A 26198-nucleotide genomic window follows, 5' to 3' on the forward strand; every position below is an offset into this window, starting at 1 on the left:
TTCAAGCGAGGAAAATGTTTTTTGATCGCGCACAAAAAAGGCCACTCTTTCGAGTAGCCTTTTTCGATGTTTGGTTGCGGGAGCCGGATTTGAACCGACGACCTTCGGGTTATGAGCCCGACGAGCTACCAGACTGCTCCATCCCGCGTCTGTGTGGGCGCATTCTACAGAGGCATGCTGAGTTGTCAACCTAAAATCGCGTAAGCGATTGAATTGTCCGACTTTAATTCCTTTTCTCCACCCATGGGGGAGGTTGGAAAACACTCGGGCACAAAAAAGGCCACTCTTTCGAGTAGCCTTTTTTGATGTTTGGTTGCGGGAGCCGGATTTGAACCGACGACCTTCGGGTTATGAGCCCGACGAGCTACCAGGCTGCTCCATCCCGCGTCTGTGGTGCGCACTCTACAGTGATGAGCGAGTGAGTCAACCTTTAATGCATAAATGGGGTAAATAAGTACCTGTCTGTAGCAGCGAGCGTGTCTTGCGGTCTTTTTAAAGATCAAAAGATCGCGAGACACGCTCGCTCCTGCGGGGTTCGGGGCATAAAACAAGCGCGCACAAAAAAGGCCACTCTTTCGAGTAGCCTTTTTTGATGTTTGGTTGCGGGAGCCGGATTTGAACCGACGACCTTCGGGTTATGAGCCCGACGAGCTACCAGGCTGCTCCATCCCGCGTCTGTGGGGCGGATTCTACAGTGATACGCCTGGCTGTCAAACGTTAATTTCAAAAAATGTCTTCTGGTTCAAGTGGTTAGAAAGGTCATCAGGCTATGAAAACGGCTGCAGGCCCTGTGGCTAAAGGGGTGTAGCGCTATCAGGGGTTTAAGTTCGATTACAAAGATACATGTGTGAATGAGGCAGCCGCGCCTATCGGTCTGCATTTCACTACTGGTGCTATATACAGTGATCGGTGACATACTGGCGCTCTGCTTGGCCTACACATATGAAGAACACTGCCTGACATGACGCAGCGCAAAATCATCCACGTCGACTGTGACTGTTTCTATGCCGCTATTGAGATGCGCGATAACCCGAGCCTGGCGAACAAGCCCATGGCGGTCGGAGGCTCGGCTGACCGGCGCGGAGTGATTTCGACGTGTAATTATGAAGCGCGTGCTTATGGCGTGCGTTCAGCGATGGCGTCCCGACATGCCCTTAAGTTATGCCCGGACCTGATTATCGTGAACGGACGCATGGAGGCTTATAAAGAAGCGTCGAAAGAAATCCACAGTATTTTGCGCGATTACACCGAGATCATTGAGCCACTGTCTTTGGACGAAGCTTATCTGGATGTCTCTGAAAGCCCGCATTTTGGCGGCAGTGCCACGCGCATTGCCCAGGACATCCGGCGCCGGGTTTCGAATCAATTGCACATAACTGTCTCTGCCGGGGTAGCGCCAAACAAGTTCCTGGCAAAAATCGCCAGTGACTGGAGAAAGCCCAACGGCTTGTTTGTGATTACCCCGGAACAGGTAGAAGCCTTTGTTTCGGCATTGCCGGTCAGTAAGTTGCACGGTGTGGGCAAGGTAACAGCCGACAAGCTGGGACGGCTGGGTATTGAAACCTGCCAGGACCTGCGCGACTGGAACAAGCTGGCACTGGTGCGTGAATTTGGCAGTTTTGGTGAGCGTTTGTGGGGGCTAGCGCGCGGGATCGATGACCGGTTGGTACAAAGTGACAGCCGACGACAGTCCGTGAGTGTTGAAAACACCTACGACACGGATTTACCGGATTTGGTGGCTTGCCTGGATAAAATTCCTGAGTTGCTCGAAACCCTGAATCGGCGTATCGCCAGAATCGACAGCAGCTATCGCCCTGGCAAGCCGTTCGTCAAAGTTAAATTCCACGACTTTGCCCAGACCACGCTCGAACAGTCCGGGGCGGGGCGAGATCTGGAGAGTTATCGGGCGTTAATGAGCCAGGCATTTGCGCGCGGTGCCAAGCCCGTCCGGTTGTTGGGGCTTGGCGTGCGTTTGCATGATTTGAGCACGGGGCATGAGCAACTGGAGTTGTTCAGCAGGCTTCCGTAGGGGGCGGACGGTACTGGCTCAACTGACCCCAGGGTCTGCAACCAGTCGACCGGCATTTCTGGTCAGAGACTGAAGAAACTCACGCTGCAACTCGGGATCGTTGCGCGTCAATTCGATCAGGCTTTGCTCCAGTTCGCTGGCTTCTTCTTCGAGGCCTAGTTCTGACAAGCGTTTGACTCGATGGACCCACTGATTGACGTCATCGCCTTCCAGGTCGTCATAGATCAGGTTGTGCGCCTCAAGTAACTTGCCACGCAAATTGCTGCTGATTGACAGTGTCGAGTCCGAATGAGCCTCGTCCTGGGCATCTTCGACCGTGATGGTCAATTTGCTCACGCGATTCAAATCCTGCTCGGCAAACGGGCTGTCGAGCAGGTTAAGGCGCAGCACACCATTGCGATCCGTGGTCATTTCATGGTTTTGCTTGCCAGCGCTGACAGTCACCGGGCGCTCAGCCCACGGCAAGCTTGAGTATTCCAATCGCTTGTCGCGCTGAATCTCTTCGATGCCTGCCAGGTTTTGCTCGGCGCGGCCGTGAGATTGCATATTCATCGCCGGGTTGAGTCCGTCGATGCCATAACTGATCCAGTCTTTGGTCACGCTGTCAGGCAGTTGCCCGAACATGAACACGTTCAGCACATTGGCGCCGACACCGGCCACCACCGCTACCGCGCCCAGTGGCATCTCATAGACTTTGCGCCAGGGTTGATAAGGGGTGTAGCGGTCGTAATGACGGGTGACATCGAACTCTGTGACCTCAAAGGTCTTTTGTTCATTGATGCGCACACGCCGTTGCGGCAGCTCCATGGCAGTAGGCGAGCCAACGTCAATTTGCAGGGTATGTGCGAGCAGTTTGCGTTCGATACGCTCTTCATGCTCGCTGCGTTGTGACATGTGATTGGCGCAGCCGCTCAACAACAGGGCGCCGCATATGGCGGCGCCCGTCAGGGTACTTCGATTGAACATGGCGTCTCTATGTAGATTCAGCGACGGATACGCGCCTGAAGGAAAGCCAGTACGTCAGCAACAGGCAGAGGTTGCGCCTCAGCTTCGGTGCGGCTCTTGTATTCAAGGTTGCCTTCGGCCAGACCACGGTCACTGACGACGATGCGGTGGGGAATGCCGATCAGTTCCATGTCTGCGAACTTGATGCCCGGGCTGGTTTTTTTGTCGCGGTCATCCAGCAGCACTTCAAAACCTGCGGCGGTCAGCTGTGCATACAGCGCGTCGGTGGCTTCGCGAACGGCTTCGGTTTCGTAGCGCAGAGGAACCAGGGCGATCTGGAAAGGTGCCAGCGCATCGCTCCAGATAATGCCGCGCTCGTCGTTGTTCTGCTCGATGGCTGCCGCGACGACACGAGAAACACCAATGCCGTAGCAACCCATGGTCAGGGTCACAGGCTTGCCGTTTTCGCCCAGTACCTGGCACTTCATCGCTTCGCTGTACTTGGTGCCCAACTGGAAGATGTGGCCAACTTCGATGCCGCGTTTGATTTCCAGGGTGCCTTTGCCGTCCGGGCTCGGGTCACCTGCCACCACGTTGCGCAGGTCGGCAACGGTAGGCACAGGCAAGTCACGTTCCCAGTTCACGCCGAAATAGTGCTTGTCGTCGATGTTGGCGCCGACTGCAAAGTCGCTCATCAGCTCGACCGAACGGTCGATGATGCAGGGCAATGGCAGATTCAGCGGGCCCAGGGAGCCGGCACCGGCGCCGATGGCGTCACGCAGTTCGGCGTCTGAGGCCATGGTCAACGGGCTGGCCACCAGAGGATGGTTGCCGGCCTTGATTTCGTTCAGGTCGTGGTCGCCACGGATCACCAGCGCGATCAGCTTGCCTTCTTCGGCAGCATGAACGATCAGGGTCTTGACGGTTTTTTCGATTGGCAGGTTGTAGCCTTCTACCAATTGAGCAATGGTTTTTGCGTCCGGGGTATCCACCAGGCGCAGCTCTTCAGAGGCTGCAGCGCGCGAGGTTTCGGCCGCAATCGCTTCGGCTTTCTCGATGTTGGCCGCGTAGTCGGAGCCGTTGCTGAACACGATATCGTCCTCACCGGACTCGGCCAGAACGTGGAACTCGTGGGAGCCAGCGCCGCCGATGGAGCCGTTGTCCGCTTCTACCGGGCGGAACTTGAGGCCCAGGCGAGTGAACACGTTGCAGTAAGCCTGGTGCATGCGGTCATAGGTGACCTGCAGCGACGCCTGGTCTGCGTGGAACGAATAGGCGTCCTTCATGATGAACTCGCGGCCACGCATCAAGCCGAAGCGTGGGCGGATCTCGTCACGGAACTTGGTTTGGATCTGGTACAGGTTGATCGGCAACTGCTTGTAGCTGTTCAGCTCGTTGCGGCACAGATCGGTAATGACTTCTTCGTGAGTTGGGCCCACACAGAATTCGCGACCGTGGCGATCCTTGAGGCGCAGCAGCTCTGGGCCGTACTCTTCCCAGCGACCGGATTCCTGCCACAACTCAGCCGGCTGAATGCTCGGCATCAGCACTTCCAGAGCGCCTGCTGCGTCCATTTCTTCGCGAACAATGGCTTCGGCCTTGCGCATGATCCGCAAGCCCATGGGCAGCCAGGTGTACAGGCCGGAAGCCAGTTTGCGAATCATGCCGGCGCGCAGCATCAGCTGGTGGCTGATAACGACCGCGTCCGAAGGCGTTTCTTTTTGTGTGGCGAGCAAATATTGACTGGTGCGCATGAGTAGTCGTTGCCGTTGCTGATGACTAAATTTGACTGGCCATTGTACGGGCGAGATTGCATGGCGTACAGGCCGGGGGAGGGGGGGGCGCTTTTAGTGGATCTGTTCCCATTTCGTCGCGGCTGCCATGAAACGGGAACGGCGCTTCATTTATTCGGGGTGTTTATCCGGGTCTGCCGCAGGGTTGAGGCGCGCCTTACGGGTTTCCTGATACCAGTGCAGGCTGATCAGCACCAGTGTCGGGATGCCCATGACGGCCGTGATAATGAAGAAGTTGTGGTAGCCAAACTTCTCGACCATCACCCCCGAGTAGCCCCCCATCAAGCGTGGCAGCAACAGCATGATCGAGCTGAGCAGCGCGTACTGGGTAGCGGAAAACTTGAGGTTGGTCAGGCTCGACAGGTAGGCAACAAAGGCAGAGGTGGCGAGGCCGGAACTGAAGTTGTCGAGCGAAATCGTGACAATCAGCATCTGCAGGTTCGGGCCCATGTCGGCCAGCAACATAAACAGCAGGTTGGTCGCGGCGGACGCCGCACCGCCAATCAGCAGAATCGGCAAGATGCCGAAACGCACGATCAACAATCCGCCCATGCCCGCGCCGAACAGGGTCATGAACAGGCCGAAAATCTTGCTGACCCCAGCGATCTGATCTTTGGTGAAGCCCTGGTCGATATAGAACACGTTGGCCATCACACCCATGACCGTGTCCGACATGCGGTAGGTAGCGATCAGCCCGAGCAGCAACAGCGCCTGCCAGCGATAACGCACGATAAAGTCGTTGACCGGCGTCAGCACCGGCGCGAGCCCGCGTCGGCCCATGGAAGACAGGCACAGCGCTGTCAGCAGGATATAAAGGATGGCGCGCAGGAAGGCGCGGTCTTCCATCAACAGCCTCATCGGGCTCATGCCTTCGAACAGCACGCCGGCAAAGTTGGTGTTGTACAACTGAGTGAACATCGCCGGAACCGAGACCAGCAAGACAATCAGCACGAACACCGAGGCCAGTTGATGGATGAAGCTGTAACGGCCCACCGTCAGTTGCGTGCGCAGGGTGACCGGCGGTTCACGCATCAAGAAGGTGGTTATCAGCGCGGGAATCATCAGCACGCCGAACAGCACGTAGGTGCCGGTCCAGGCCGAGTGCTTGTAGTTGAAGCCGGTAGAGCCGAAACCTTCGGCAAAGAACAGCGCGCCTGCGGTAGCCAGCAAGGCCGCGACACGATAGCCAGACATGTAACTGGCGGCGAGGGCAGCCTGACGGTTATCACCAGCAATCTCGAGGCGGTAGGCGTCGATGGCGATGTCCTGGGTGGCCGATGCAAAGGACACGATTACCGCAATCGCTATCAGCCATGACAGGTGTTTTTGTGGGTCACAAAAGCCCATGCCAATCAGGCCCAGAATCACCAGCGTCTGCGACAGCACCAGCCAGGAGCGGCGCCGTCCCAGCTTCCCGAGCAAGGGCAGGCGCCATTGGTCGAGCAGCGGTGACCACACCCATTTGAAGGCATAGGCCAGGCCAATCAGGCTTGCATAGCCAATGGTTTCACGCGCCACACCCGCTTCACGCAACCACACAGACAGCGTGGAAAACACCAGCATGTACGGCAAACCGGCGGCGAAACCGAGCAACAACAGCACAAGGGTTGAAGGGCTGGAATAGGCAGCTAGCGCATCGCGCCAGGTTTTACGGGGCATGGACTCGAGTCTGCCTCTGATTGCGGAAACAAAGGGCGCACTCTAACCGCAGTGCTCTATCTGGCGCCAGCCATGGCGTTGCATATCCACACGATTATTAACAATGCTTAACCCTTCGCTGCGTAGACGCGCGCGTTGTTCGTCACCCGAAGGGCTACCTGCTGGCAAACTGATTCTGCCGCCCGAGGCCAAGACACGGTGCCAGGGCAGGCGAGTATCCTCGGGCAATTGGCTCAATGTACGCCCGACCCAACGTGCCGCCCGGCCCAGTCCTGCCAGTTCTGCGAGTTGTCCGTAAGTCACGACTTTGGCACTCGGGACTTGCATCAATGTCGAGTAGAGGGCTGTTCGGCGAAGTTCGGCCGTCGTTGGTGCTGTGCTATCAGGTGAATTCATGCAGGCATATTCAAAAAGTTAAAAAAAGGCCTATCCCACACGTTCTATATCAAAGGAACTACGCGGTAAACACTGGGTCTTTCTTTGCCTGGGGTGTGTCCTTCTGGATAATGCCGTCATTCTTTCGAAAAACCGAGTTTCGCATCTATTTATGTTGTCCCGAACCCTGTTATGCCTTGCCGTCATGAATGTGTCCACGCCCTTGCTGGCGGATACGGTCTGGTTAAAGAACGGTGACCGTCTGTCCGGCAAGATCAAAGTCTTTGATGGGGGCAAGTTACTCATTCAGACCGACTACGCGGGCGCCATTCCCATTGACTGGAAGCAAGTCAAAACCCTTGAAAGTGATCAAGAGTTATTGGTCAAGCAGGATGCCTACGTGGGTGAGAAGGCCAAGTCATTGAAGGCCGCCGATGACGGCCAGGTCATTCTGGCTAATGGCGAAGCCCCTAAAACCGTCGAACTGGCCAGCATCCAGCAAATCGTCAAGCCCAAGCCCTTGATCGAAGACTTTGTCTGGAAAGGCAATGTCGACGTCGCACTGGACTACAAGCGGGCTGATAAAGACACCGATGACTACGACATCGATTTGAAAACCACCGCCCGCCACGGTGCCTGGCGCCATCACGCCGAAGCGTCCTATAACCGTGAAGTCCAGAACGATGTGGTCACGACCAACAACTGGAATGCCGAGTATGCGCTTGACCACTTCATTGATGAGCATTGGTACTGGCAGGGGCGTTTAAGCTACACCCGTGATCGGGTGGAAGACATTTCCCGTCAGCGGACTTTAGGTACAGGCCCGGGCTATCAGTTCTGGGATGACGAACTGGGCGCATTCTCTCTGGGGTCATTGCTCAACCGTACTGACTACCAATACTCCGATGGCAGCAAAAGCAACTTTTATTCGTTAGCCATGAAGTGGGACTACAACCGTTATCTGGTAGGCAAAACCGTGTCGCTCTATACCAGCGGAGAGTTGGGCAAACCCTTGGGTGGGGACTCGGATTACAGCCTCGATGCCGAAATCGGTTTGCGCTACAAGATTACCGAATGGGCATCGCTTAACCTGAAGGCAGAAAAAGATTTGATCGGCAGCGACAGCGGCAAAGACAACGCGCTCAATAAAACCCGTTACACCGCCGGTTTTGGCGTGATGTGGTAACAGCTTCTCCCCTTTGTGGGTGCGAGCTTGCCCCGCGATCTTTTGATCTTGATAGTCAAAAGATCGCGGCCTTCGACAGCTCAAGCGGGGCGGGGGTTAAAGACGCAAACCGCCATCCAGCTCCAGGATCCGACCGCTGTAATAATCGTTTTCGAAGATGTACGCCGCCGAATGGGCGATTTCTTCGACCTTGCCCATGCGTTTCAACGGGATGCCCGCGGTCATTTTTTCAAGGGCTTCGGGCTTCATTCCCAACGTCATTTCGGTTTCGATAAAACCAGGTGCGATGCCCGCTACACGAATGCCATAACGCGCCAACTCCTTGGCCCAGGTCACGGTCGCGGCCGCGACGCCCGCTTTGGCTGCCGAGTAGTTGGTTTGGCCGACATTGCCTGCGCGGGATATAGAGGAAATATTGATAATCGCGCCCTGAGTGTTCAGTTCGACCATCTTTGCTGCTACTTCCCGGGTGCAGAGGAACACGCCGGTCAGGTTGACGTCGATAACGGCTTGCCATTGCGCGAGGCTCATTTTGCTCAACACGCCGTCCTTGACCTTCAATAGCAGACCGTCACGCAGGATGCCGGCATTGTTGACCAGACCGTTGATCGCGCCAAAGTCTTCAGCTATTTGGCCCACGGTTTGTGTAACCTGCTCTTCATCGGCCACGTTGCATAGATACGCACGGGCTTCGACACCGTGGGCCTGGCAGGCGGCGACGGCGAGGTCGAGTTTTTCCGGGTTAAGGTCTACCAGTGCCAGTTTGGCGCCCTTGGCGGCCAGATACTCGGCCATGGCGCGACCCAGCCCTTGGCAGCCGCCAGTGATAATGATTACTTTGTCTTTTAGTTGCATGAGTGCCCTGATCTCGACCGTTTAGACGGGTTTTTATTAAAGGAGTCATAAGTTGAGCGTTGAAGTAGCCAAGCATGCCCGAGAATTATTGCTCAAGGAATACCGCGGAGCGCTGGCCACGCTTTCCAAGGCCATGCCCGGGTTTCCATTTGGGTCAGTGGTGCCTTATTGCCTTGATGACCAAGGGCGGCCTTTGATCCTGATCAGCCGGATCGCTCAGCACACCCATAACCTGCGCAAAGACCCCAAGTGTTCATTGATGGTCGGTGAGCGTGGCGCCGAAGACGTGCAGGCGGTCGGACGCTTGACCTACCTGGCTGAAGCCGAGCAATTGACTGATCCGGCGGCCATTGAAGCGGCCGCTGAGCGCTACTATCGCTATTTCCCGGAGTCGCAGAGCTATCACACGGCCCATGATTTTGATTTCTGGGTATTGAACCCGGTTCGGCATCGCTATATCGGCGGCTTTGGTGCCATCCATTGGGTGGACCAGGTCACGTTGCCTAACCCGTTTGCTGGTCAGGTCGAAGTGCGCATGGTCGATCACATGAACGAAGACCATGCCAATGCCATCGCACATTACGTTGAACTGGCCGGTCTGCCCGCTACCGAGCCTGCCAAACTGATCGGTCTGGACAGTGAAGGAATGCATCTGCGCATTGGTCAGAGCCTGTACTGGCTGGCTTTTCCAGAGCCTTGTAACACTTCGACACAAGTGCGCGAGGCCTTGGTTCTTCTGGCCCGCGCCAGCGAATGGCCTAAAAAAGAAATTTCACAACCTTGAATTCAGAACGGCGCGCCGTCATCTAAGGTCTGTTGGAAGATATTCTTCCGGAGAGGAATCATTTGATGCGCGCTTTTCTATTGCTCTTTCTGTTATTTCCAGTACTAGAGCTGTACGTCTTTTTCCAGGTCAGCACCGCTATCGGGTTTTTCCCGGCGTTGTTGCTGATCATCGCAGGCTCCCTGCTTGGGGTTCTGGTTGTTCGCGTTGCGGGTTTGGCCACTGCCCTGAGTGCGCGTGAAAGTCTTAACCGGGGTGAGTTGCCAGCCCAGCAAATGCTTCAGGGGCTGATGGTGGCTTTGGGTGGCGGCTTGCTGGTACTCCCGGGTTTTATCAGTGACATTGCCGGTCTGTTGTTGCTGCTGCCGCCTGTTCGTCACTTTTTGGTCAACCGCTTGCGCAAGCGCGCCGAAGAACAGGCGATTCGCCAGCGTGCCTTTGCCGATGAATTTGAAGCGGCACGTCGCCCCGGAACGCATCAACCCGTGGGTCGTGAGCCCAATGTGATCGAAGGCGAGTTCGAGCACCGGGACAAGTAAGTTTCCCCTGTAAATGCTTAAGCACGGCACTCAAGAGTGCCGTGTCTGTTTGTGAGTCGTGCAAAAGGTTAAAAAATTTCGTCAGGGCGCTCTTGTAATCACTGGATGCGCCCTTATGTAACTGGCACCGCAGGGTTTTGCTGGCAACAGCAGAGACTCTTCAGCGATTAACACCCGGCATTTCCGGACTTGCAAACCCAGCCGGTATTGACACCGGCCGATGAACACCACAATTAGGAGAGATCGACAATGAAGCTTCGTCCTCTGCATGACCGCGTCGTAATCCGTCGCAGCGAAGAAGAAAAGAAAACCGCTGGCGGTATCGTTCTGCCGGGTTCAGCTGCCGAGAAAGCCAACAGCGGTGAAGTCATTGCTGTGGGCACTGGCCGCGTTCTGGACAACGGTGAAGTGCGTGCGCTGGCCGTGAAAGTGGGTGACAAGGTTGTGTTCGGCCCTTACTCCGGCAGCAACACTGTAAAAGTCGACGGTGAAGACCTGCTGGTGATGGCTGAGAACGAAATTCTCGCTGTTATCGAAGGCTGATTTTCCGCTCCTTTTCCGTTACTACAAAGTATTTAAGGAAGAACGAACATGGCTGCTAAAGAAGTTAAATTCGGCGATTCCGCCCGTAAAAAAATGCTCGCCGGTGTCAACGTCCTGGCTGACGCAGTAAAAGCAACACTGGGCCCTAAAGGCCGCAACGTAATCATCGAGAAGAGCTTCGGCGCTCCAACCATCACTAAAGACGGTGTGTCGGTAGCCAAAGAAATCGAACTCAAAGACCGTTTCGAGAACATGGGCGCGCAGCTGGTTAAAGACGTTGCCTCCCGTGCAAACGATGACGCTGGTGACGGTACTACCACCGCCACCGTTCTGGCTCAGTCGATTGTCAACGAAGGCCTGAAAGCCGTCGCTGCCGGCATGAACCCGATGGACCTCAAGCGCGGTATCGACAAGGCGACCATCGCCATCGTCAAAGAGCTGCGTCAACTGTCCAAGCCATGCGCTGACAGCAAGGCAATCGCTCAGGTAGGTACCATCTCTGCCAACTCCGACAGCTCGATCGGCGACATCATTGCCGAAGCAATGGCTAAAGTCGGCAAAGAAGGCGTGATCACCGTTGAAGAGGGCTCGGGCCTGGAAAACGAACTGTCTGTTGTAGAAGGCATGCAGTTTGACCGTGGCTACCTGTCCCCTTACTTCGTGAACAAGCCAGACACCATGGTGGCTGAGCTGGACGGCCCGCTGATCCTGCTGGTCGACAAAAAGATCTCCAACATCCGCGAAATGCTGCCAGTGCTGGAAGCCGTTGCCAAAGCCGGCCGCCCACTGCTGATCGTGGCTGAAGACGTTGAAGGCGAAGCCTTGGCGACTCTGGTTGTGAACAACATGCGCGGTATCGTTAAAGTCGCAGCTGTTAAAGCACCTGGCTTCGGCGACCGTCGCAAGGCAATGCTGCAGGACATCGCTGTTCTGACCGGCGGTACCGTTATCTCCGAAGAGATCGGCCTGAGCCTGGAAAGCACCACCCTGGAGCACCTGGGTAACGCCAAGCGCGTGATCCTGTCCAAAGAAAACACCACCATCATCGACGGTGCTGGCGTTGAAGCGGACATTCAGGCTCGTGTGACTCAGATCCGTGCTCAAGTGGCTGACACCACCTCGGACTACGACCGTGAAAAACTGCAAGAGCGTCTGGCCAAGCTGTCTGGCGGCGTTGCAGTGATCAAGGTTGGCGCTGGTTCCGAAGTTGAAATGAAAGAGAAGAAAGCACGCGTTGAAGACGCCCTGCACGCTACCCGTGCAGCCGTTGAAGAAGGCGTGGTACCTGGCGGTGGCGTGGCACTGGTTCGCGCTCTGCAAGCGATCTCTGATCTGCAAGGCGACAACTCTGACCAAAACGTCGGTATCGCTCTGCTGCGTCGTGCTGTTGAAGCACCTCTGCGTCAGATCGTTGCCAACTCCGGCGACGAGCCAAGCGTTGTTGTCGACAAAGTGAAGCAGGGTTCGGGTAACTTCGGTTACAACGCTGCGACTGGTGAATACGGCGACATGATCGAAATGGGTATCCTTGACCCAGCTAAAGTGACCCGTTCGGCTCTGCAAGCGGCTTCCTCGATTGCCAGCCTGATGATCACCACTGAGGCGATGATCGCTGAGATCCAGGAAGACAAACCAGCAGCTGGCGGCATGCCAGACATGGGCGGCATGGGTGGTATGGGCGGCATGATGTAAGCCAGCCTTACCCCGTTACGCTAAAAACCCCGCCTGAGTGATCAGGCGGGGTTTTTTTATGTGCTTTGGTACACCCTTTAGCAGCCGTCAAACACTTGTGGGCGCACGAGTATGCCGTCCCCATTGTCTGTAGTGTGTGAGCCGAGAGTGAAAGACTCGTCAATATCGCGCGCCGGTTAACTAAATCGTGTAAACGCCCTCTGGCGCTGGCTCTCAGCGGTTCTTGGCCTTAAGCTGCCGTGGCCAAGATGGCCGTTATTGCGTACGGAGAAAAGTGCCCATGCGAATTTTATTGGTTGAAGACAATCGCGATATCCTCGCCAATCTGGCGGACTACCTGGGGCTTAAAGGCTATACCGTTGACTGTGCGCAGGACGGCTTGTCCGGATTGCATCTGGCCGCGACCGAACATTACGACCTGATCGTGCTCGACATCATGTTGCCGGGTATCGATGGCTACACCTTGTGCAAACGCCTGCGTGAAGACGCCCGTCGTGACACGCCGGTCATCATGCTGACGGCCCGCGACCAACTGGATGATCGACTCCAGGGCTTCAAGTCCGGTGCCGATGACTACCTGCTCAAGCCATTTGCATTGTCTGAGCTGGCAGCCCGGATCGAGGCTGTCTTGCGCCGTGCCCAAGGCGGTGGCCGCCGCGAGCTGCAGGTCGGCGACTTGCGTTATGACCTCGACACCCTGGAAGTGACCCGTGAAGGACGCATGCTCAAGCTCAACCCCGTCGGCTTGAAGCTCCTGGCAGTGTTGATGCAAAAAAGCCCGCATGTGTTGCGCCGTGAAGTGCTGGAAGAAGCCCTGTGGGGCGACGACTGCCCGGACAGTGACAGCTTGCGCAGCCACGTTCACCAACTGCGTCAGGTGATCGACAAACCATTCGACAAGCCCTTGCTGCAAACGGTGCATGGCGTTGGGTATCGTCTCGCCGAGAGCCGTGATGGAGTTTAAACAAAGCCTTGCCCAGCGAATCATCATCGCCTTCGCGCTAATGAGCGCGCTGGTGGCGGGGACCTTCGCCATGGGCATTGTCGCCACCGTACATCTGGTTGAAGAAAAACTGATTTCGGCAGGCTTGGGAGGCGACCTGCAGCGCCTGCTGTTGATGGATAACGTCAGCGACTGGAATCACCGTCCTGAGCCTGATCAGCTGTTTTACTACAGCGGCGGGCGCGGCGATTTCGCATTGCCCAAAGACCTGCGCCACCTGGAACCGGGTTTTCATGAGGTGTTTCGCGACCAGCTGTCGTATCACGCGATGGTGGAAGTGGTCGACGGACGTCGCTATGTGTTGCTGCAAGACCAAAGCGACTTTGAAGAACGCGAGCGCGTGCTGTTTGCCGTGGTTCTGGTCGGCTTTGTACTGGCGTTGGCGTTGGCGGTTTTCCTGGGCTGGGTATTGGCCCGCCGAGTCATGGCCCCGGTGGTGCGTCTGGCCCGGCAGGTTCGCCATCGCGAGCAATTGCTGGGCCTGGCCCCACCCTTGGCACCCGATTATGCCGCCGATGAAGTGGGCGAACTGGCAGTGGCGTTCGATGCTACCTTGGGTCGCCTGCGTGACACCTTGACCCGCGAACGGCTGTTCACCAGCGACGTGAGCCACGAACTGCGTACGCCGTTGATGGTGCTGGCCAGTTCCTGTGAGTTGCTACTGGAAAGCCCGTCGCTGGATCAGCGTAGCCGCTCGCAAGTAGAGCGCATCTCCCGTGCCTGTGAAGAAATGCGCGAGTTGGTGCAGACCTTCCTCATGCTTGCCCGTGCGCAGCATGAAGACTCCAACATGTCGCCGACAGTTACCCTCACCACTGTGGCCGAGGGTTTGATCAGCCTGTGGCGCGGGCCCATCGAGGCGAAAGGGTTAACGCTGATCTATGACCCGGGCGATCCGCTCGATACGCGCTACAACGCAACCTTTCTGCACGCGGTCATGGGCAACTTGCTGCGCAATGCATTGCACTACACAGACACCGGGTTCATTCGCCTGAGCCTTGAATCAACCGGTTTCGTAGTCGAAGACAGTGGCGTGGGGATCCCTGAAGAGAAGCGCCAGGCCATGTTTCAGCCTTTTGTTCGTGGCGGCGAAAAGCGTGGCGAAGGGCTCGGATTGGGCTTGTCACTGGTACAGCGAATCTGCGAAAGCCAGGGCTGGCGAGTGGAACTGACGACCATGGAGCCCAACGGTTGCCGCTTCCACGTTGAGCTCAATCCAACAGATATCTGACATGTCCTATCGTGACCTGCTGTTTGCAGGTCACTTTCCCTACAGCTGATTAGTCCGTAGAGTGGCCCTGAGCCAGTATCTTGTGTCTGTAAAACCCTACAGCGTTTGCGGAATCACTCGTACATTTTTTTCACCTGATGATCACCTGGTGCACACGTTCTCCTGATTAAGGTGGCACGTACTTGCTTCAGGAGACCCATCATGAGTGTGGCTATCAAACTTCAGTTTTCCGAAAAGTATGACCTGCAACACGCGACCGAGTACTTGCTCAAACACCAGGACGGCCTTGTGCGCCGTCTCTCGCACAAACGCGAAGTTCATTTGGCCCGCAGGGCTTTGGCGTTGGCAGGCGAGCCTGGTCAAGTACTGGATCTGCCATGCGGGGCAGGGCGTTTTTGGCCGTTACTGGCCGAACAGCCGTACCGTGAAATTCTGGGGGCCGACAATTCGGCGTCCATGCTGGAAGTTGCGTCCATCGCTCAACCGGCCGAAGTGGTTAAACGGGTACGGCGCTTGCAGACATCTGCATTTGACATCGACCTGCCGGACAACGCAGTCGACAGCATTTTTTGCATGCGCCTGCTTCATCACGTGGGTAATGCTCAGCACCGGATGGCTCTATTAAGGGAGTTTCACCGCGTTAGCCGAGACAGTGTGATTGTTTCATTGTGGGTCGATGGCAACATTAAAGCCTGGAGACGCAAGCGTCTTGAGCGCTATCGAGGAATGGATTCTGTGGCGGACGGTTACCAAAATCGTTTTGTGTTACCGGCCGCAACCGTTGAAGCCGAGTTCAGGAAGGCCGGTTTCAGGGTTCAGGAAAATTTGGACTTTATCCCGCTCTACGCTATGTGGCGGGTTTACATATTACGCAAGAGGTAATGCATGACCGTTGATTCCGTATCGCCATCCCACGCCGCGACTGAAAACCGTTTTGAGTTCTACTGGCAGCAACAGGGCGAGTGGGTGGAGGAACCGAATCAACGTCGTGGCGGTGAAAGTGGCGTACAGCGTATCCACGAGGCCAATGGCCGCTTGCTCTATGTCAAACGTCAAGTCGGGCACACCTACCGCAGTTGGCGTTACCCGTTGGGTCGGCCGACGGTATTGCGTGAGCGTGATGCGCTACAGGCCTTTAACCGTTTATCGGTGGGCGTGCCGGAACTGGTGTACTGCGGGGCGCAACAGGGGGCGGATAAACAGTGGCGTGCCTTGTTGGTGACCGCAGCGTTGGAAAATTTTATTGAAATAGATCGCTGGTACGCTGCGGGCGAGCGCGAAATTCACGGTGAAGCCATACACGATCGGGTACTGGAAACCATCGCCCAGACTCTGGCGCGCATGCACCTGGGCCGGTGGCAGCATGGCTGCCTGTACGCCAAACATGTGTTCGTGCGGGTGACTGGCAAAGGTGAGAGCGCTCAGGTGGATGTGGCACTGCTGGACCTTGAAAAAAGCCGGCAACGGCTGACGGCACGCAAGGCTGCCGCGCACGATCTCAAACAGCTGCGCCGCCATTCGTCGTGGAATACCGACGATTGGAACAAACTGAACTACTTTTATGAAAAGGTGTTTGGCAGCGCCATCAAAGGGTTACGGTGATGAAGCGAGAAATAGCACGAGGTTTGTTTTTGCTGGCGTCTCTGGCGATTGCCACGGCGGCGGTGGCTGCGTGGCAGCCGCCAGTGATGCAGGTCCTAAGCAATGCGCAAGCGGGTGCGCAGTGTCCGATTCCGCGGGTGGCAAAAGTCGCGATAGACGCCGAGCCCGATCACGACTTGTTGCTATTTATGTATGGAATGAAGCAAGGCTTAAGGCCGTAGGGCTTAGAGGAAAGCTGCAAGCTATAAAGCAAATCTGCTCTGGCTGTTGCTCTTACTTGCAGCTTGCCGCTCTACACAACGTGTAGATGGTTATCCCAAAGCCCCGATGGCAAGTCCAAAGGCTTTGGCACCAGCTCGCTTTTGCGGCAATCGTAAAACCGGCAGCGGCCTTGGCCGGAAGTCACTACAAACCCGTCCTCGACTGCGCCCACGCCCGCACAGTCCGGCAAGGGCGCATCCAGGCGCAAGGCGCCACTGTCCAGCTCCCAGATAAAAAACCGGTTCCCTCTAGGAGCCGTCAGTGCGACCAGCCGCAGTTCGCTGTGTACCGCCACACTGGCCGTGTAATGGCCCATGGCACGCAACTGTGGCTCAGCCACCGGGAAAGGCTCAAACGGTTGGCCGGGGCGTTTGATGGCCAACAGTTCAGACAATTCGTGGGCCTCGCCCATGAATTGCTGACACGCCAGGATGGTGCCGTCGCTGGCAATGCCCAAATGGCGGACGCTGTTCATCTGCTGGCTCAAGGTTTCTTTGCTCAGCAATCTACCGTCACGCTGCATCAGCACCAGGCTGGGTTCCATGGCGTTGAGATTCATCTCGACTCGGCTTTCGGCCTCGGTGCGAATGCCACCGTTGGCCACCACCAGAGTCTCGCCATCCGGCATCCATGACACTTGATGCGGGCCTACGCCGTGGGTCGGGATTTCACCGCTGTACATCAGGCGCTCGCCTTCGAAGCGATAAATACCCAGCACGCCGCGCCCCGGATCGCGAGTGTCATTTTCGGTGGTGTACAGCCACTCGCCGTCCTTGTGGATCACCGCATGCCCATAAAAGTGGCGATTGGGCTGTGAGGTGATGGTTTGCAATAACTGACCGTCCTTGAGGCTGACCAGATAACTTTCCGTCCCTGGGCGGCGCGCGACAAACAACGCAATGGGCAGGGTCGGGTGGTTGATGATGTCATGGCAGCGCTGGCCCACCCGGGTGCTGAATACCTGAGTGCCATCCAGACGATAGCCCACGGCATAGTGATTGCCGTCTACATCGTCACGGGCACTCAAGAGCAGCGGGCTGCGGCCTTGTTTGGACAGCGACCAGCCACCCAGGGTGAGAGCACTCAACAACAAACCGCCGAGCTTGAGAGCTTGCCTGCGCATCATCGAACCATCCTTTATCAATCGCCGTCGTTGGCGTTAAAGCCCAGTTGAATGCCCAGCGCCTTGGCCAGTTCGCCTTCGTGCAGGCGGTGAACCACATTGAGGCTGTCGTAGATGGCATTCAGTTGCGCGCGGCCGGCCTCATCCGCCAGCAGCTCATTGAGCGAGCGCTGGTTGTCGTTGAACAACTTGAGGGATGTGGCGTACGCGGCATCGATTTTGTCAGCCAGCGGCTTTTGCTCGGCTGGCAACAGGCCGCGCAGGCCTTTGTTGTCGACCCCGACCCAAACGGTCTGCGCGGCAGCGAGGCTGGCTGCAAGGCTTTGCAGGGACGCCTGACTGCGCCATGCCTCAGCCTGCAACGGTTGTGCAATGCCTTTGCTCTGACGGCCCATCGGCGTGCCGAGCTTTTTCTTCAAGGTGTCGAGAGCCGTGACTTGTGCGCGCAACAGATCAGCGATGGCTTCATGAGAGTCGGCATAACGCTGATTCGGGAACTTGGTCATTTGCGCCAACATCCCGTCGGTGCTGTTCCAACTCGCCAGGATTTCTTCAGCCAATTGTTTCTGACGCTCGCCAATGGCCGTCAGCAAAGGGCAATAGCGGGCTTTCTGCTCGGCGTTGGCGAGGTCGATATTGCTGTCGAACAAAATGTACTCATAAGCCGACAGGCCTTGTACGACAACACTGGATTTACCCAGCGCAGCGGCATCGATCTGTGGCTGGGCAACGACTAGTTGCTCTACCTGACGGCCGACCAGGTTCTTTTTGTCCGGCCAGAATTGCACTTGCCATGAGCGGTTGCCTTCGGCCAGTGGGCCAATCAGCAACGGTTGCAGCTCGGCCCAGGCTTTTTGAGCGTGCAAGAAGTCGGCGCGAGCGGTCTCAAGCGTTTCTTTACCTTCACAGTAAGCCAGTGCGCTGATTGCCAATTGACGATCAGCATCTACCCAGCGGCTGTAGGTCGGCAAGATCACCTGTTTAGCGATGGCAGCCGAGGTGATGGCTTGTTGATCCTGGGGCGAGCAGGCTGCCAAAGCGATAGCGGCCAGGCTGGTGAACAAAAGTTTGGGTCTAAACATGTCGGGGTCCCCGATCTTATAAGACGTTAAAGAGAATTCAGAAAGGCCAGCAACGCAGCACGCTGCTCGGCATTGAATTGCAAGACCTGCTGCTTGGCCGGTTCGGCCTCACCGCCATGCCACAGCACGGCTTCGAGCAGGTTGCGGGCACGACCATCGTGCAAAAACTGGGTGTGGCCGCTCACGGCCTGGGTCAAACCAATACCCCAGAGGGGCGGTGTGCGCCAATCGCTGCCCGATGCGGTGTACTCGGTGCGGTTATCCGCAAGGCCTGGTCCCATATCGTGTAACAGCAAATCGCTGTAAGGGTGAATGACCTGGTTGGCCAGTTCAGGCTCGGCGGCGTTGGCCGAGGTCGTGAATGTGGGCGTGTGGCACGACACACAGCCAGCCTTGTAGAACAGGTTTTTACCGGCCAGCACTTGCGGCGAACCGACATCGCGGCGTGCGGGCACGGCGAGGTTGCGGGTGTAAAACTCGACCAGGCGCAAAATGTTGTCACTGACCTCGGGTTCGCCATCCGGCCCATTGCCGTTGGGCGCGGCCAGACAGGCAGTTTGTGCGGGCGTGCAATCATCAAACGGTCTCAGGCTGGTGGTGAGCCCCATATCACCAGAAAAGGCGTGAACATTTTGTTGATTGAGGTTCGGTTGGCCGGCTTTCCAGCCAAAACGGCCTAAAACTGTCTTTTGCTGAGCGTCATCCCACACCCGGTTCGGTCGCCCGTTAATACCCGCGTCATTCTTGTTGGCCGCGGCATTGGCCAGGATCGCCTCTTCGGGGATAGCTTCAAGCAGTCCCAGGCCAATCATCGGCGGGGCAATGCGCGCCGAGAAGCGCGTGTCGGGATGCATGGGCCCGTAGCCTAACTGAGTGATCTGCAGCAAAGGCTTGCGCAATTGGACTTCGTTACCGTCCTTGAAGCGTACGGGCACCGCTTCATAATCGACTCGCACCTTGCCTTCCGGGGCAACACCGGGCACCGCCATGTCTTGCAACTGGCCACCGTACACCGGCTCGGGGACGATGCCGGTTTGCTCGATCAGCTTGGCGTAAGTGGGGTCATTGGGGATCGACAGACGCACCAGCATCGACACGGCGTTCTTGGCGTTGGGCGTCGGCGGGTGTCCGCGGCCGTCGCGAATATGGCAGTTCTGGCAGGCGTTGGTGTTGAACAGCGGGCCTAACCCGTCACGCGCCGTGGTGGTGGAGGGCGCGATTACCCACGGGCTGCGGAAAAAACTGTTTCCCACACTGAAATCCAGCCGCTGAGTATGCGAAAGGTTTGCGGAGGGCATGGAAAAGGCATTCCGGTCTGTTTTAAACACCGTCGTGTCTCCGCCAGAGCGGGCTTCGCCGGGCTCGGGTTGAGTAAAGCGCGGCGCCTCATCACAGCCAGCAAGACCCAAGGCCAGCAGCAAAGACAGGCGCAGAGGCAACGAGGGCATCAAACGTCCAGATCAGTCAGCAAAATCGAGGGGCGAAAGTTTATCAGGGAAGGTGAATTGAAATAAGAGGAATTAGCATTTGGTTGTTTCGATCCTTGCTCAGGCTCAATAAAAAACCAGTAATACAGAAGGTATTTCGCACAAAGTAATCAGATCCAAACGATATACTTTTTTTTTCGCGAAGCTCATGTTGGCTAAAAAATTGGAGCAAGCATGAAAGTACTTTTGGCCTTAACACTATTGATGGCACTTTCAGCGTGTACCAATAGCCGGCTATCTGCTGACACATATAGCCCTGAACTTGCTTATAAATGCCAGACAGATCCATATGGATCTTACTGTCTGCATCCCCCTGCATTCATAAAGAACTGACAGCGCCTTGTATGAGTGAGGCAAATAAACCTCGTAGTCGCTGACGAGGCATGAAAGCTGCGATTGGCAGTGTGTTGGCCGTAAATCCTTGCGCGCGGTGGAGTGGGTAGAGCGGGCAAGATCAGAAGATCGCGAGGCAAGCTCGCTCCTACAGGGCGTGGCGCTCAAGGTTGGGATTGGCAGTGTGTTGGCCGTAAAATCCTCTCGCGCGGTGTAATGGGTAGAGCGGGCAAGATCAGAAGATCGCGAGGCAAGCTCGCTCCTACAGTTTGAACTGTCCACAAAAAAGGCGACCCGAAGGTCGCCTTTTGCATCACTCATTCAAACATTGCCCATCAGAACTCGTGATCGGCGTTGTCCGGGTTCAGGTCGGTAATGCCCAGCTTGCCGGCTGCTTGCTCGATAGCGCCGGTCTGTTTGACCAGGGCGGCGATGGCGTCGCGCACCACCTGGTTGCCTTTTTCGTTGTCGGCAGCAATCAACTGGTCGTAGTGCTCGCCCTTGTCGGCGAGGTCGACCATGACCTGGATCTTGGCTTCAGTGTCGGCCAGGTCGGATTTCAGCGTGGCGTCTGTGGCCGGGTCGATGGCAACCACCAGCGACGACAGGCTTGGGCCGGTCATTTTGGTGCCGTCTGTGCGTACGTATTCACCCAGGTACACGTTACGAATGCCTTTGGCATCGTAGAAATGCGAGTTGTGGGTGTTGTCGCTGAAGCAATCTTGTTCGTCTTCAGGGGAGTTGGCTTCCAGCGACACTTTCATGCGCTCGCCTGCCAGTTCGCCCAACGACAGGCTACCCATGCCGAACAGCATTTTGCGCAGGCCGTTTTTGGCAGGTTCTGCTTCCAGCGAGGCGCGGTAGTTGTCAGGCACGTTTGGCGCCCAGTTACCGACCATTTCCGTCAGGTCGTTGACCAGCAGTTGGGTCACCGCCTTCAGGTAGGCACGGCGGCGGTCGTTGTGGCCGCCGGTAGCACCTTCGCCTTCCAGGTAATCAGATGCAGGGCGGTCACCTGCGCCCGGGCCGGTACCGTTCAGGTCCTGGCCCCACAGCAGGAATTCAATGGCGTGGTAGCCGGTGGCGACGTTGGCTTCGGAACCGCCCAGTTCATTGAGACTGGCCAGGGTTTCCGGGGTGATTTGCGTCACGTCGATTTTGTCTTCGCCCACCTGGATCTGGGTGTTGGCGATAATGTTGGCATTGGCAGCCGGGTTGCCCAGCGCACCCGCATAGCTGGAGTCAACGTAGTCGATCAGGCCTTCGTCCAGCGGCCAGGCGTTCACTTGGCCTTCCCAGTCATCAATGATGGTGTTGCCGAAGCGGAACACTTCGCTTTGCAGGTAAGGCACGCGAGCTGCAATCCAGGCCTCACGGGCAGCTTTCAAGGTGTCGGCATTGGGGTTGGCGAGGAATGTGTCGATAGTGGTTTGCAGCGTTTTAGCCGTGGATTCGGAGTCGCTGTACACCGCGTGCACCATGTCGGCGTAATGCGCGACAACGGCTTTGGCGGCGGCGTCATCAACTTGGGTAGCCGTGGCGTCAGTGGCTGGCGTAGCAGGAGTGGTCGCTGCGGCTGGCGTAGGTGCTGTGGCTGTTTTTTCTTTGTCTTTGTCGCCGCAACCGGCGAGTGAAATTGCTATGGCCAGCAGACTGGCGGTAGCCAGGGGCATACGAATCATGGGCGAACATCCTGCTTCGAGAGGTGGGACAAGCATGCGACGGCACGCAAAACGTGCAACATGATGCGAAAGATATGCATTTTGTGTAAAGGGTTATGGTTGTAAATATTTCCTATTTACTAATGCGCCAAGGCCACGGCCTGCATGACTTAAGCAAAAATCTTGAAACATAAAATTACATATTAAGTGCGTTATTGCGCTGGGCCTGTTTCAGATAAACGCCTAATTCCCGCGCTCCCAGCGGTTTGCTGTACAGATAGCCTTGGCCTTCATGGCACCCTTCTGTGATCACATACGTTTCCTGTTCGAGGGTTTCGACGCCCTCTGCAATCACTTGCATGCCCAAGCTTTTACCCAGTTGGATAATGGCGCGCACGATGGTGGAATCGTCGTCATCGTCAAACAGATCCTGGACGAAGCTCTTGTCGATCTTGATCTTGTCCAATGGCAGGCTTTTGAGATAACTCAGCGATGAATAACCGGTGCCGAAGTCATCAATGGCAATCAGCGCGCCGGAGCGGCGCAGGTTCAGCAGGTGCTGGGCGGCGGTGTTGATGTCTTCCATCAGGCTGGTCTCCGTCACTTCCAGCTCAAGACTGCCGGGTGGCAAGCGGTACATCTGCAACAGGTTATTCACCACCCGGGGCAGCTCGGCGTGGTGCAACTGTACGGTCGAGAGGTTGACCGCCATGCGCAATTCGGTGAACCCCTGATCATGCCATTCGCGTAGCTGGCAACAGGCTTGATCCAGTACCCACTCGCCAATGTCGATGATGCTGCCATTGGCTTCTGCCAACGGGATAAACAGGTCGGGCGGGATCATGCCGTGCTCGGGGTGCTGCCAGCGCAGCAAGGCTTCGACCCCGACCACGCGGTGGTCGCTGTAGCGGATCTGCGGTTGATAGGCCAGGTACAACTGGTTGCCGAGCAGGGCCTCTCGCAGGTCTTTTTCCAGCTCGCGACGGCGGCGCATTTCGCGGTCCACGCTGGCGATATAAAACTGGTAGCGCCCCCGTGAGCGGCTCTTGGCCAGCGTCATGGTCTGCTCGGCCTTTTGCAGCAACTGCTCGGAGGTGTCGCTGTCTTCGGGGAACAGCGTGATCCCGATGGTGGCGCGCAAGCGGATGTTTTGCTGACCGACACTGAACGGCTTTTCCAGGTCATCCAGAATGCGTTGTGCCAACTCGGCGGCTTCATAGGGCTGCTCGATATGGGCCTGCACCAGAGCGAACTGATCACCGCCCAGACGCGCCAGCGCCCCCAGGCTATCGCTGTGGGCGCGCAGGCGGTCGGTCAAGGCTTGCAGCAACTGGTCGCCAGTCTGATAACCGAATTGCTCGTTGATGCCCTTGAAATCGTCCAGGCCAACACACAGCACGGCAACGCGGCGTTGAGAGCGGCCAGCCTCCACCAGAATCTTGCTCAGATGGGTTTGCAGTTGCTGACGATTCGCCAGCCCGGTCAGGAAGTCGTACTGGGCCATGCGCAGCAAGGAGCTTTCAGCTTCGTGGCGCAAATGCGCGTTGCGCTCTATCGAGGCCAGCAACTGGTTGGCGGTGTTGACCCAGACCCCCAGTTCATTGGATTCGTGGCCTTTGAGTTGCGGGATCAAATGCGCGCTGGGGTGATCCGGGTTGATGCTGGTCAGGTGCTGGATCATTTTCGACAGGGGTTTGGTCAGCAACCAGTGATAAATCAGGTACAGCACCAGGCTCATCAGCAGCGCTCGCAACACGCCCGAGAGCAGCAGGGCGCCGGCGTTGGTCAAGAAGCCTTGGCCGTAGGTGGCGGTGTCGAGCGTAATGCTCAGGTCGCCGTAGTATTCCTGGTCTGTGCCCGTACCCACCAACGGCGTCTTGAAGGAGCGTTCCTGGCCCAGAATGGCGTCAGTCAGCCATCGGCTTGAGGTGTCTTGCAGAGGGCGGATCTTTTCTGCGAGCAAGGCTCCACTCGGTGGGCCGATCGATGCCTGGCGGATCGCCGTGTTCTGAAACAACCCCTCGATGACCTGCATCGCCATTTCCCGGTCCAGGCTATACAGCGCTTGGGTGGATGGGTCGCGGAACATGTTGAGGGTCCGCCTAGCGTCTTCGTTGACCGCTTGGCGCGTTAGATAAGCGTCGAACACAATTTGTGCGCAGCCCAACACTGCGCCCACGATCAATGCTGAAAGCAACACGATCCGGAGTAGTTTGATCGACAAGCTGTTCTTGAATTCCAGCTTCAAAGGGTCATTCCTTGTTTCTTGCCGACATATCTGAGGTCATGGGGGCGGGTAAGTGTTCATCTGATTGGTGGGCGCTACCCCGGGGCTTGGGCACTGGCCTATGTGTCGGTCCGCTGTGGACTTAACTTGAGGCGTCGAATGAAAAAAACATAAGAGTGATAGTAGTCTGAAGAGCCGTTGCCACGCACTTTTACGTGGGCCAAAAAAAACCCGGCAAAGCCGGGTTTTTTTTAACTGAAGTCAGTTTCAGGCAGTGAAGGTTTTGCCTTCGAACTGCTCAGCAACGAACTTCCAGTTAACGATGTTCCAGAACGCCTCAACATACTTCGGACGCACGTTGCGGTAGTCGATGTAGTAAGCGTGTTCCCAAACGTCGCAGGTCAGCAGCGGGGTGTCGCCGCTGGTCAGCGGGTTGCCGGCGCCGATGGTGCTGGCCAGGGCCAGGGAACCGTCAGCCTTCTTCACCAGCCAGCCCCAGCCGGAGCCGAAAGTGCCGATGGAGGTTTTGCTGAATTCTTCTTTGAACTTCTCGAACGAACCGAAAGAAGCGTTGATGGCTTCAGCCAGAGCGCCGGTAGGCTCGCCGCCGCCGTTTGGCGACAGGCAGTTCCAGTAGAACGTGTGGTTCCACACTTGAGCGGCGTTGTTGAAGATACCGCCCGAAGAGGTTTTAACGATCTCTTCCAGGGTTTTGCCTTCGAACTCGGTGCCTGGCACCAGGTTGTTCAGGTTCACGACGTAGGTGTTGTGGTGCTTGTCGTGGTGATACTCCAGGGTTTCCTTGGAGATGTGCGGCTGCAAGGCATCGTGGGCGTACGGCAGCGGCGGCAATTCGAAAGCCATGTTGATTCTCCTAATCAGGTCAGTTGCGGTGAGCGCAAGGCCGATCACGGGCGGCCAAACACGCGCCGTGGAGTTTGTACTCTTTGCGGCGCAAGCGTTGGATCATAGCACCGGGGTTGCGGCATAACCACGCGACAACTGTGTGGAATAGACGTTTCAGCGAGATTGATTCAAAAACTCGATGTTTTCTCAGACCCTCGAAATGAGCTTGCGAACGCGCCGTGCAACACTCAACCCGCCACGATCAACTGCACCGCCACCGCGTACATCATTACCGCCACCATCAGATCGAGCAGGCGCCAGGTGCCGGGGCGGGCCAGCCAGGGCGCGAGCCATGCGGCGCCCAGCGCCAGGGTGAAGAACCACATCAGCGAGGCACTCGCCGCCCCTACTACGTAGGCGCCGGGCACGCTTTGCTGCGCGCCGAGGGAGCCGATCAGCAACACGGTATCCAGGTAAACGTGCGGGTTAAGCAGCGTCACCGCCAACGCGCTGAGCATCACCGCCTTGAGTGAACGCGCCGTTTGCCCTGCGGACTGTTCAAGGCTGGACGCCGAAAAGGCGCGGCGCAGCGCCTGGGTGCCGTACCACAACAAAAACACCGCACCGCCCCAGCGCGCCACACTCAGCAACACCGGGTTTTGCGCCAGAATCGTCGCCAGCCCAAAGACCCCGGCCGCCACCAGCAACGCATCGCAAATCACACAAAAAGCTGCCACGGGCAGGTGATGTTCACGGCGCAAGCTTTGCGCCAGCACGAAAGCGTTTTGGGTACCGATTGCCATAATCAGCCCGAACGCGACCAACAGGCCATTCACGTAGCTTTGCCACATAAGAAATACTCGCCGAACTGCATCACAAGAGAGGTTGATGCTGGCTATTGTCCGAGGCTTGGCTGTATAAGAAAAACCAATATTGCTGATC

23 protein-coding genes and 3 tRNA genes are annotated in these 26198 nt (G+C 56.8%); 11 read left to right on the top strand and 15 right to left on the bottom strand.

Annotated features, from left to right (window positions below; genetic code table 11):
- Nucleotides 1-71: 71 nt before the first annotated feature.
- From NTD86_RS18170 to NTD86_RS18180, 3 genes are all read right to left on the bottom strand, one after another.
- Nucleotides 72-148: transfer RNA gene (locus tag NTD86_RS18170), tRNA-Met, on the bottom strand.
- 162 nt (nt 149-310) lie between these two features.
- Nucleotides 311-387, bottom strand: a tRNA-Met gene (locus NTD86_RS18175).
- A gap of 210 nt (nt 388-597) precedes the next feature.
- Nucleotides 598-674: transfer RNA gene (locus tag NTD86_RS18180), tRNA-Met, on the bottom strand.
- Nucleotides 675-961: 287 nt separating this feature from the next.
- Between NTD86_RS18180 and dinB the strand changes: the two genes are divergently transcribed.
- Complete coding sequence (gene dinB / locus NTD86_RS18185; RefSeq protein ID WP_262204230.1) at nt 962-2029, top strand: DNA polymerase IV; 1068 nt, start codon at nt 962-964, stop codon at nt 2027-2029.
- Between the two features lie 18 nt (nt 2030-2047).
- Here the strand turns inward: dinB and NTD86_RS18190 are convergent, their stop codons facing one another.
- The 4 genes from NTD86_RS18190 to NTD86_RS18205 form a co-directional block, all read right to left on the bottom strand.
- On the bottom strand, nt 2048-2995 hold the full coding sequence (locus NTD86_RS18190) for a hypothetical protein (RefSeq protein WP_262204231.1): 948 nt from the start codon (nt 2993-2995) through the stop codon (nt 2048-2050).
- 17 nt (nt 2996-3012) lie between these two features.
- On the bottom strand, nt 3013-4728 hold the full coding sequence (locus tag NTD86_RS18195; protein WP_262204233.1) for a proline--tRNA ligase: 1716 nt from the start codon (nt 4726-4728) through the stop codon (nt 3013-3015).
- Nucleotides 4729-4878: 150 nt separating this feature from the next.
- Nucleotides 4879-6426, bottom strand: coding sequence for an AmpG family muropeptide MFS transporter (locus tag NTD86_RS18200; RefSeq protein WP_262204234.1), 1548 nt, complete (start codon nt 6424-6426; stop codon nt 4879-4881).
- Nucleotides 6427-6468: 42 nt separating this feature from the next.
- Nucleotides 6469-6822 (bottom strand): MGMT family protein, encoded by a 354-nt coding sequence (locus tag NTD86_RS18205; protein ID WP_262204235.1) that lies wholly within the window; start codon nt 6820-6822, stop codon nt 6469-6471.
- Nucleotides 6823-6973: 151 nt separating this feature from the next.
- On the opposite strand from NTD86_RS18205, the gene NTD86_RS18210 reads away from it, so the two are divergent.
- Nucleotides 6974-7987 (top strand): DUF481 domain-containing protein, encoded by a 1014-nt coding sequence (locus NTD86_RS18210; protein WP_262204236.1) that lies wholly within the window; start codon nt 6974-6976, stop codon nt 7985-7987.
- 96 nt (nt 7988-8083) lie between these two features.
- On the opposite strand, the gene NTD86_RS18215 is transcribed toward NTD86_RS18210, so the two are convergent.
- Entirely contained in the window at nt 8084-8842 is a 759-nt protein-coding gene (locus tag NTD86_RS18215) for an SDR family oxidoreductase (protein WP_262204238.1), read from the bottom strand.
- Between the two features lie 52 nt (nt 8843-8894).
- Between NTD86_RS18215 and NTD86_RS18220 the strand changes: the two genes are divergently transcribed.
- From NTD86_RS18220 to NTD86_RS18260, 9 genes are all read left to right on the top strand, one after another.
- Nucleotides 8895-9626, top strand: a complete 732-nt coding sequence (locus NTD86_RS18220) for a HugZ family protein (RefSeq protein WP_262204240.1) — start codon at nt 8895-8897, stop codon at nt 9624-9626.
- Between the two features lie 65 nt (nt 9627-9691).
- Entirely contained in the window at nt 9692-10165 is a 474-nt protein-coding gene (locus NTD86_RS18225; RefSeq protein WP_262204241.1) for an FxsA family protein, read from the top strand.
- Nucleotides 10166-10414: 249 nt separating this feature from the next.
- Entirely contained in the window at nt 10415-10708 is a 294-nt protein-coding gene (locus NTD86_RS18230; RefSeq protein ID WP_016779794.1) for a co-chaperone GroES, read from the top strand.
- A gap of 48 nt (nt 10709-10756) precedes the next feature.
- On the top strand, nt 10757-12400 hold the full coding sequence (gene groL / locus NTD86_RS18235) for a chaperonin GroEL (RefSeq protein ID WP_262204242.1): 1644 nt from the start codon (nt 10757-10759) through the stop codon (nt 12398-12400).
- Nucleotides 12401-12680: 280 nt separating this feature from the next.
- The gene (gene colR / locus NTD86_RS18240) at nt 12681-13364 is read left to right on the top strand and encodes a two-component system response regulator ColR (RefSeq protein WP_055100927.1); all 684 of its coding nucleotides are present in this window, start codon (nt 12681-12683) and stop codon (nt 13362-13364) included.
- A complete protein-coding gene (locus NTD86_RS18245) occupies nt 13354-14634 on the top strand; it encodes a sensor histidine kinase (protein ID WP_262204246.1) in 1281 nt (426 codons plus the stop codon). Before colR ends, NTD86_RS18245 begins: the two co-directional genes overlap by 11 nt.
- Nucleotides 14635-14835: 201 nt before the next feature.
- A complete protein-coding gene (locus tag NTD86_RS18250; protein WP_262204247.1) occupies nt 14836-15516 on the top strand; it encodes a class I SAM-dependent methyltransferase in 681 nt (226 codons plus the stop codon).
- Between the two features lie 3 nt (nt 15517-15519).
- The gene (locus tag NTD86_RS18255) at nt 15520-16236 is read left to right on the top strand and encodes a lipopolysaccharide kinase InaA family protein (protein WP_262204249.1); all 717 of its coding nucleotides are present in this window, start codon (nt 15520-15522) and stop codon (nt 16234-16236) included.
- A complete protein-coding gene (locus NTD86_RS18260; protein ID WP_262204250.1) occupies nt 16236-16457 on the top strand; it encodes a hypothetical protein in 222 nt (73 codons plus the stop codon). The genes NTD86_RS18255 and NTD86_RS18260 overlap by 1 nt, the downstream gene beginning before the upstream one ends.
- A 71-nt stretch (nt 16458-16528) precedes the next feature.
- On the opposite strand, the gene NTD86_RS18265 is transcribed toward NTD86_RS18260, so the two are convergent.
- From NTD86_RS18265 to NTD86_RS18295, 7 genes are all read right to left on the bottom strand, one after another.
- Entirely contained in the window at nt 16529-17623 is a 1095-nt protein-coding gene (locus NTD86_RS18265; RefSeq protein WP_262204252.1) for a DUF1513 domain-containing protein, read from the bottom strand.
- A gap of 14 nt (nt 17624-17637) precedes the next feature.
- The gene (locus NTD86_RS18270; RefSeq protein WP_262204253.1) at nt 17638-18702 is read right to left on the bottom strand and encodes an imelysin family protein; all 1065 of its coding nucleotides are present in this window, start codon (nt 18700-18702) and stop codon (nt 17638-17640) included.
- 26 nt (nt 18703-18728) lie between these two features.
- Nucleotides 18729-20150, bottom strand: coding sequence for a di-heme oxidoredictase family protein (locus tag NTD86_RS18275; protein ID WP_262204254.1), 1422 nt, complete (start codon nt 20148-20150; stop codon nt 18729-18731).
- Between the two features lie 707 nt (nt 20151-20857).
- Nucleotides 20858-22204 carry an imelysin family protein gene (locus NTD86_RS18280; protein ID WP_262204255.1) on the bottom strand — a complete coding sequence of 449 codons (1347 nt, stop codon included), beginning with the start codon at nt 22202-22204 and terminating at the stop codon, nt 20858-20860.
- 175 nt (nt 22205-22379) lie between these two features.
- Nucleotides 22380-24431: a putative bifunctional diguanylate cyclase/phosphodiesterase gene (locus tag NTD86_RS18285; protein ID WP_262204256.1), complete on the bottom strand. Its 2052-nt coding sequence runs from the start codon at nt 24429-24431 to the stop codon at nt 22380-22382.
- A 246-nt stretch (nt 24432-24677) separates the two neighbouring features.
- On the bottom strand, nt 24678-25274 hold the full coding sequence (locus NTD86_RS18290; RefSeq protein ID WP_262204258.1) for a superoxide dismutase: 597 nt from the start codon (nt 25272-25274) through the stop codon (nt 24678-24680).
- 230 nt (nt 25275-25504) lie between these two features.
- Nucleotides 25505-26107, bottom strand: a complete 603-nt coding sequence (locus NTD86_RS18295; RefSeq protein ID WP_262204259.1) for a LysE/ArgO family amino acid transporter — start codon at nt 26105-26107, stop codon at nt 25505-25507.
- Between the last annotated feature and the right edge of the window lie 91 nt (nt 26108-26198).

It is taken from the genome of Pseudomonas sp. 7P_10.2_Bac1 (assembly GCF_025465935.1).
GTDB lineage: Bacteria > Pseudomonadota > Gammaproteobacteria > Pseudomonadales > Pseudomonadaceae > Aquipseudomonas.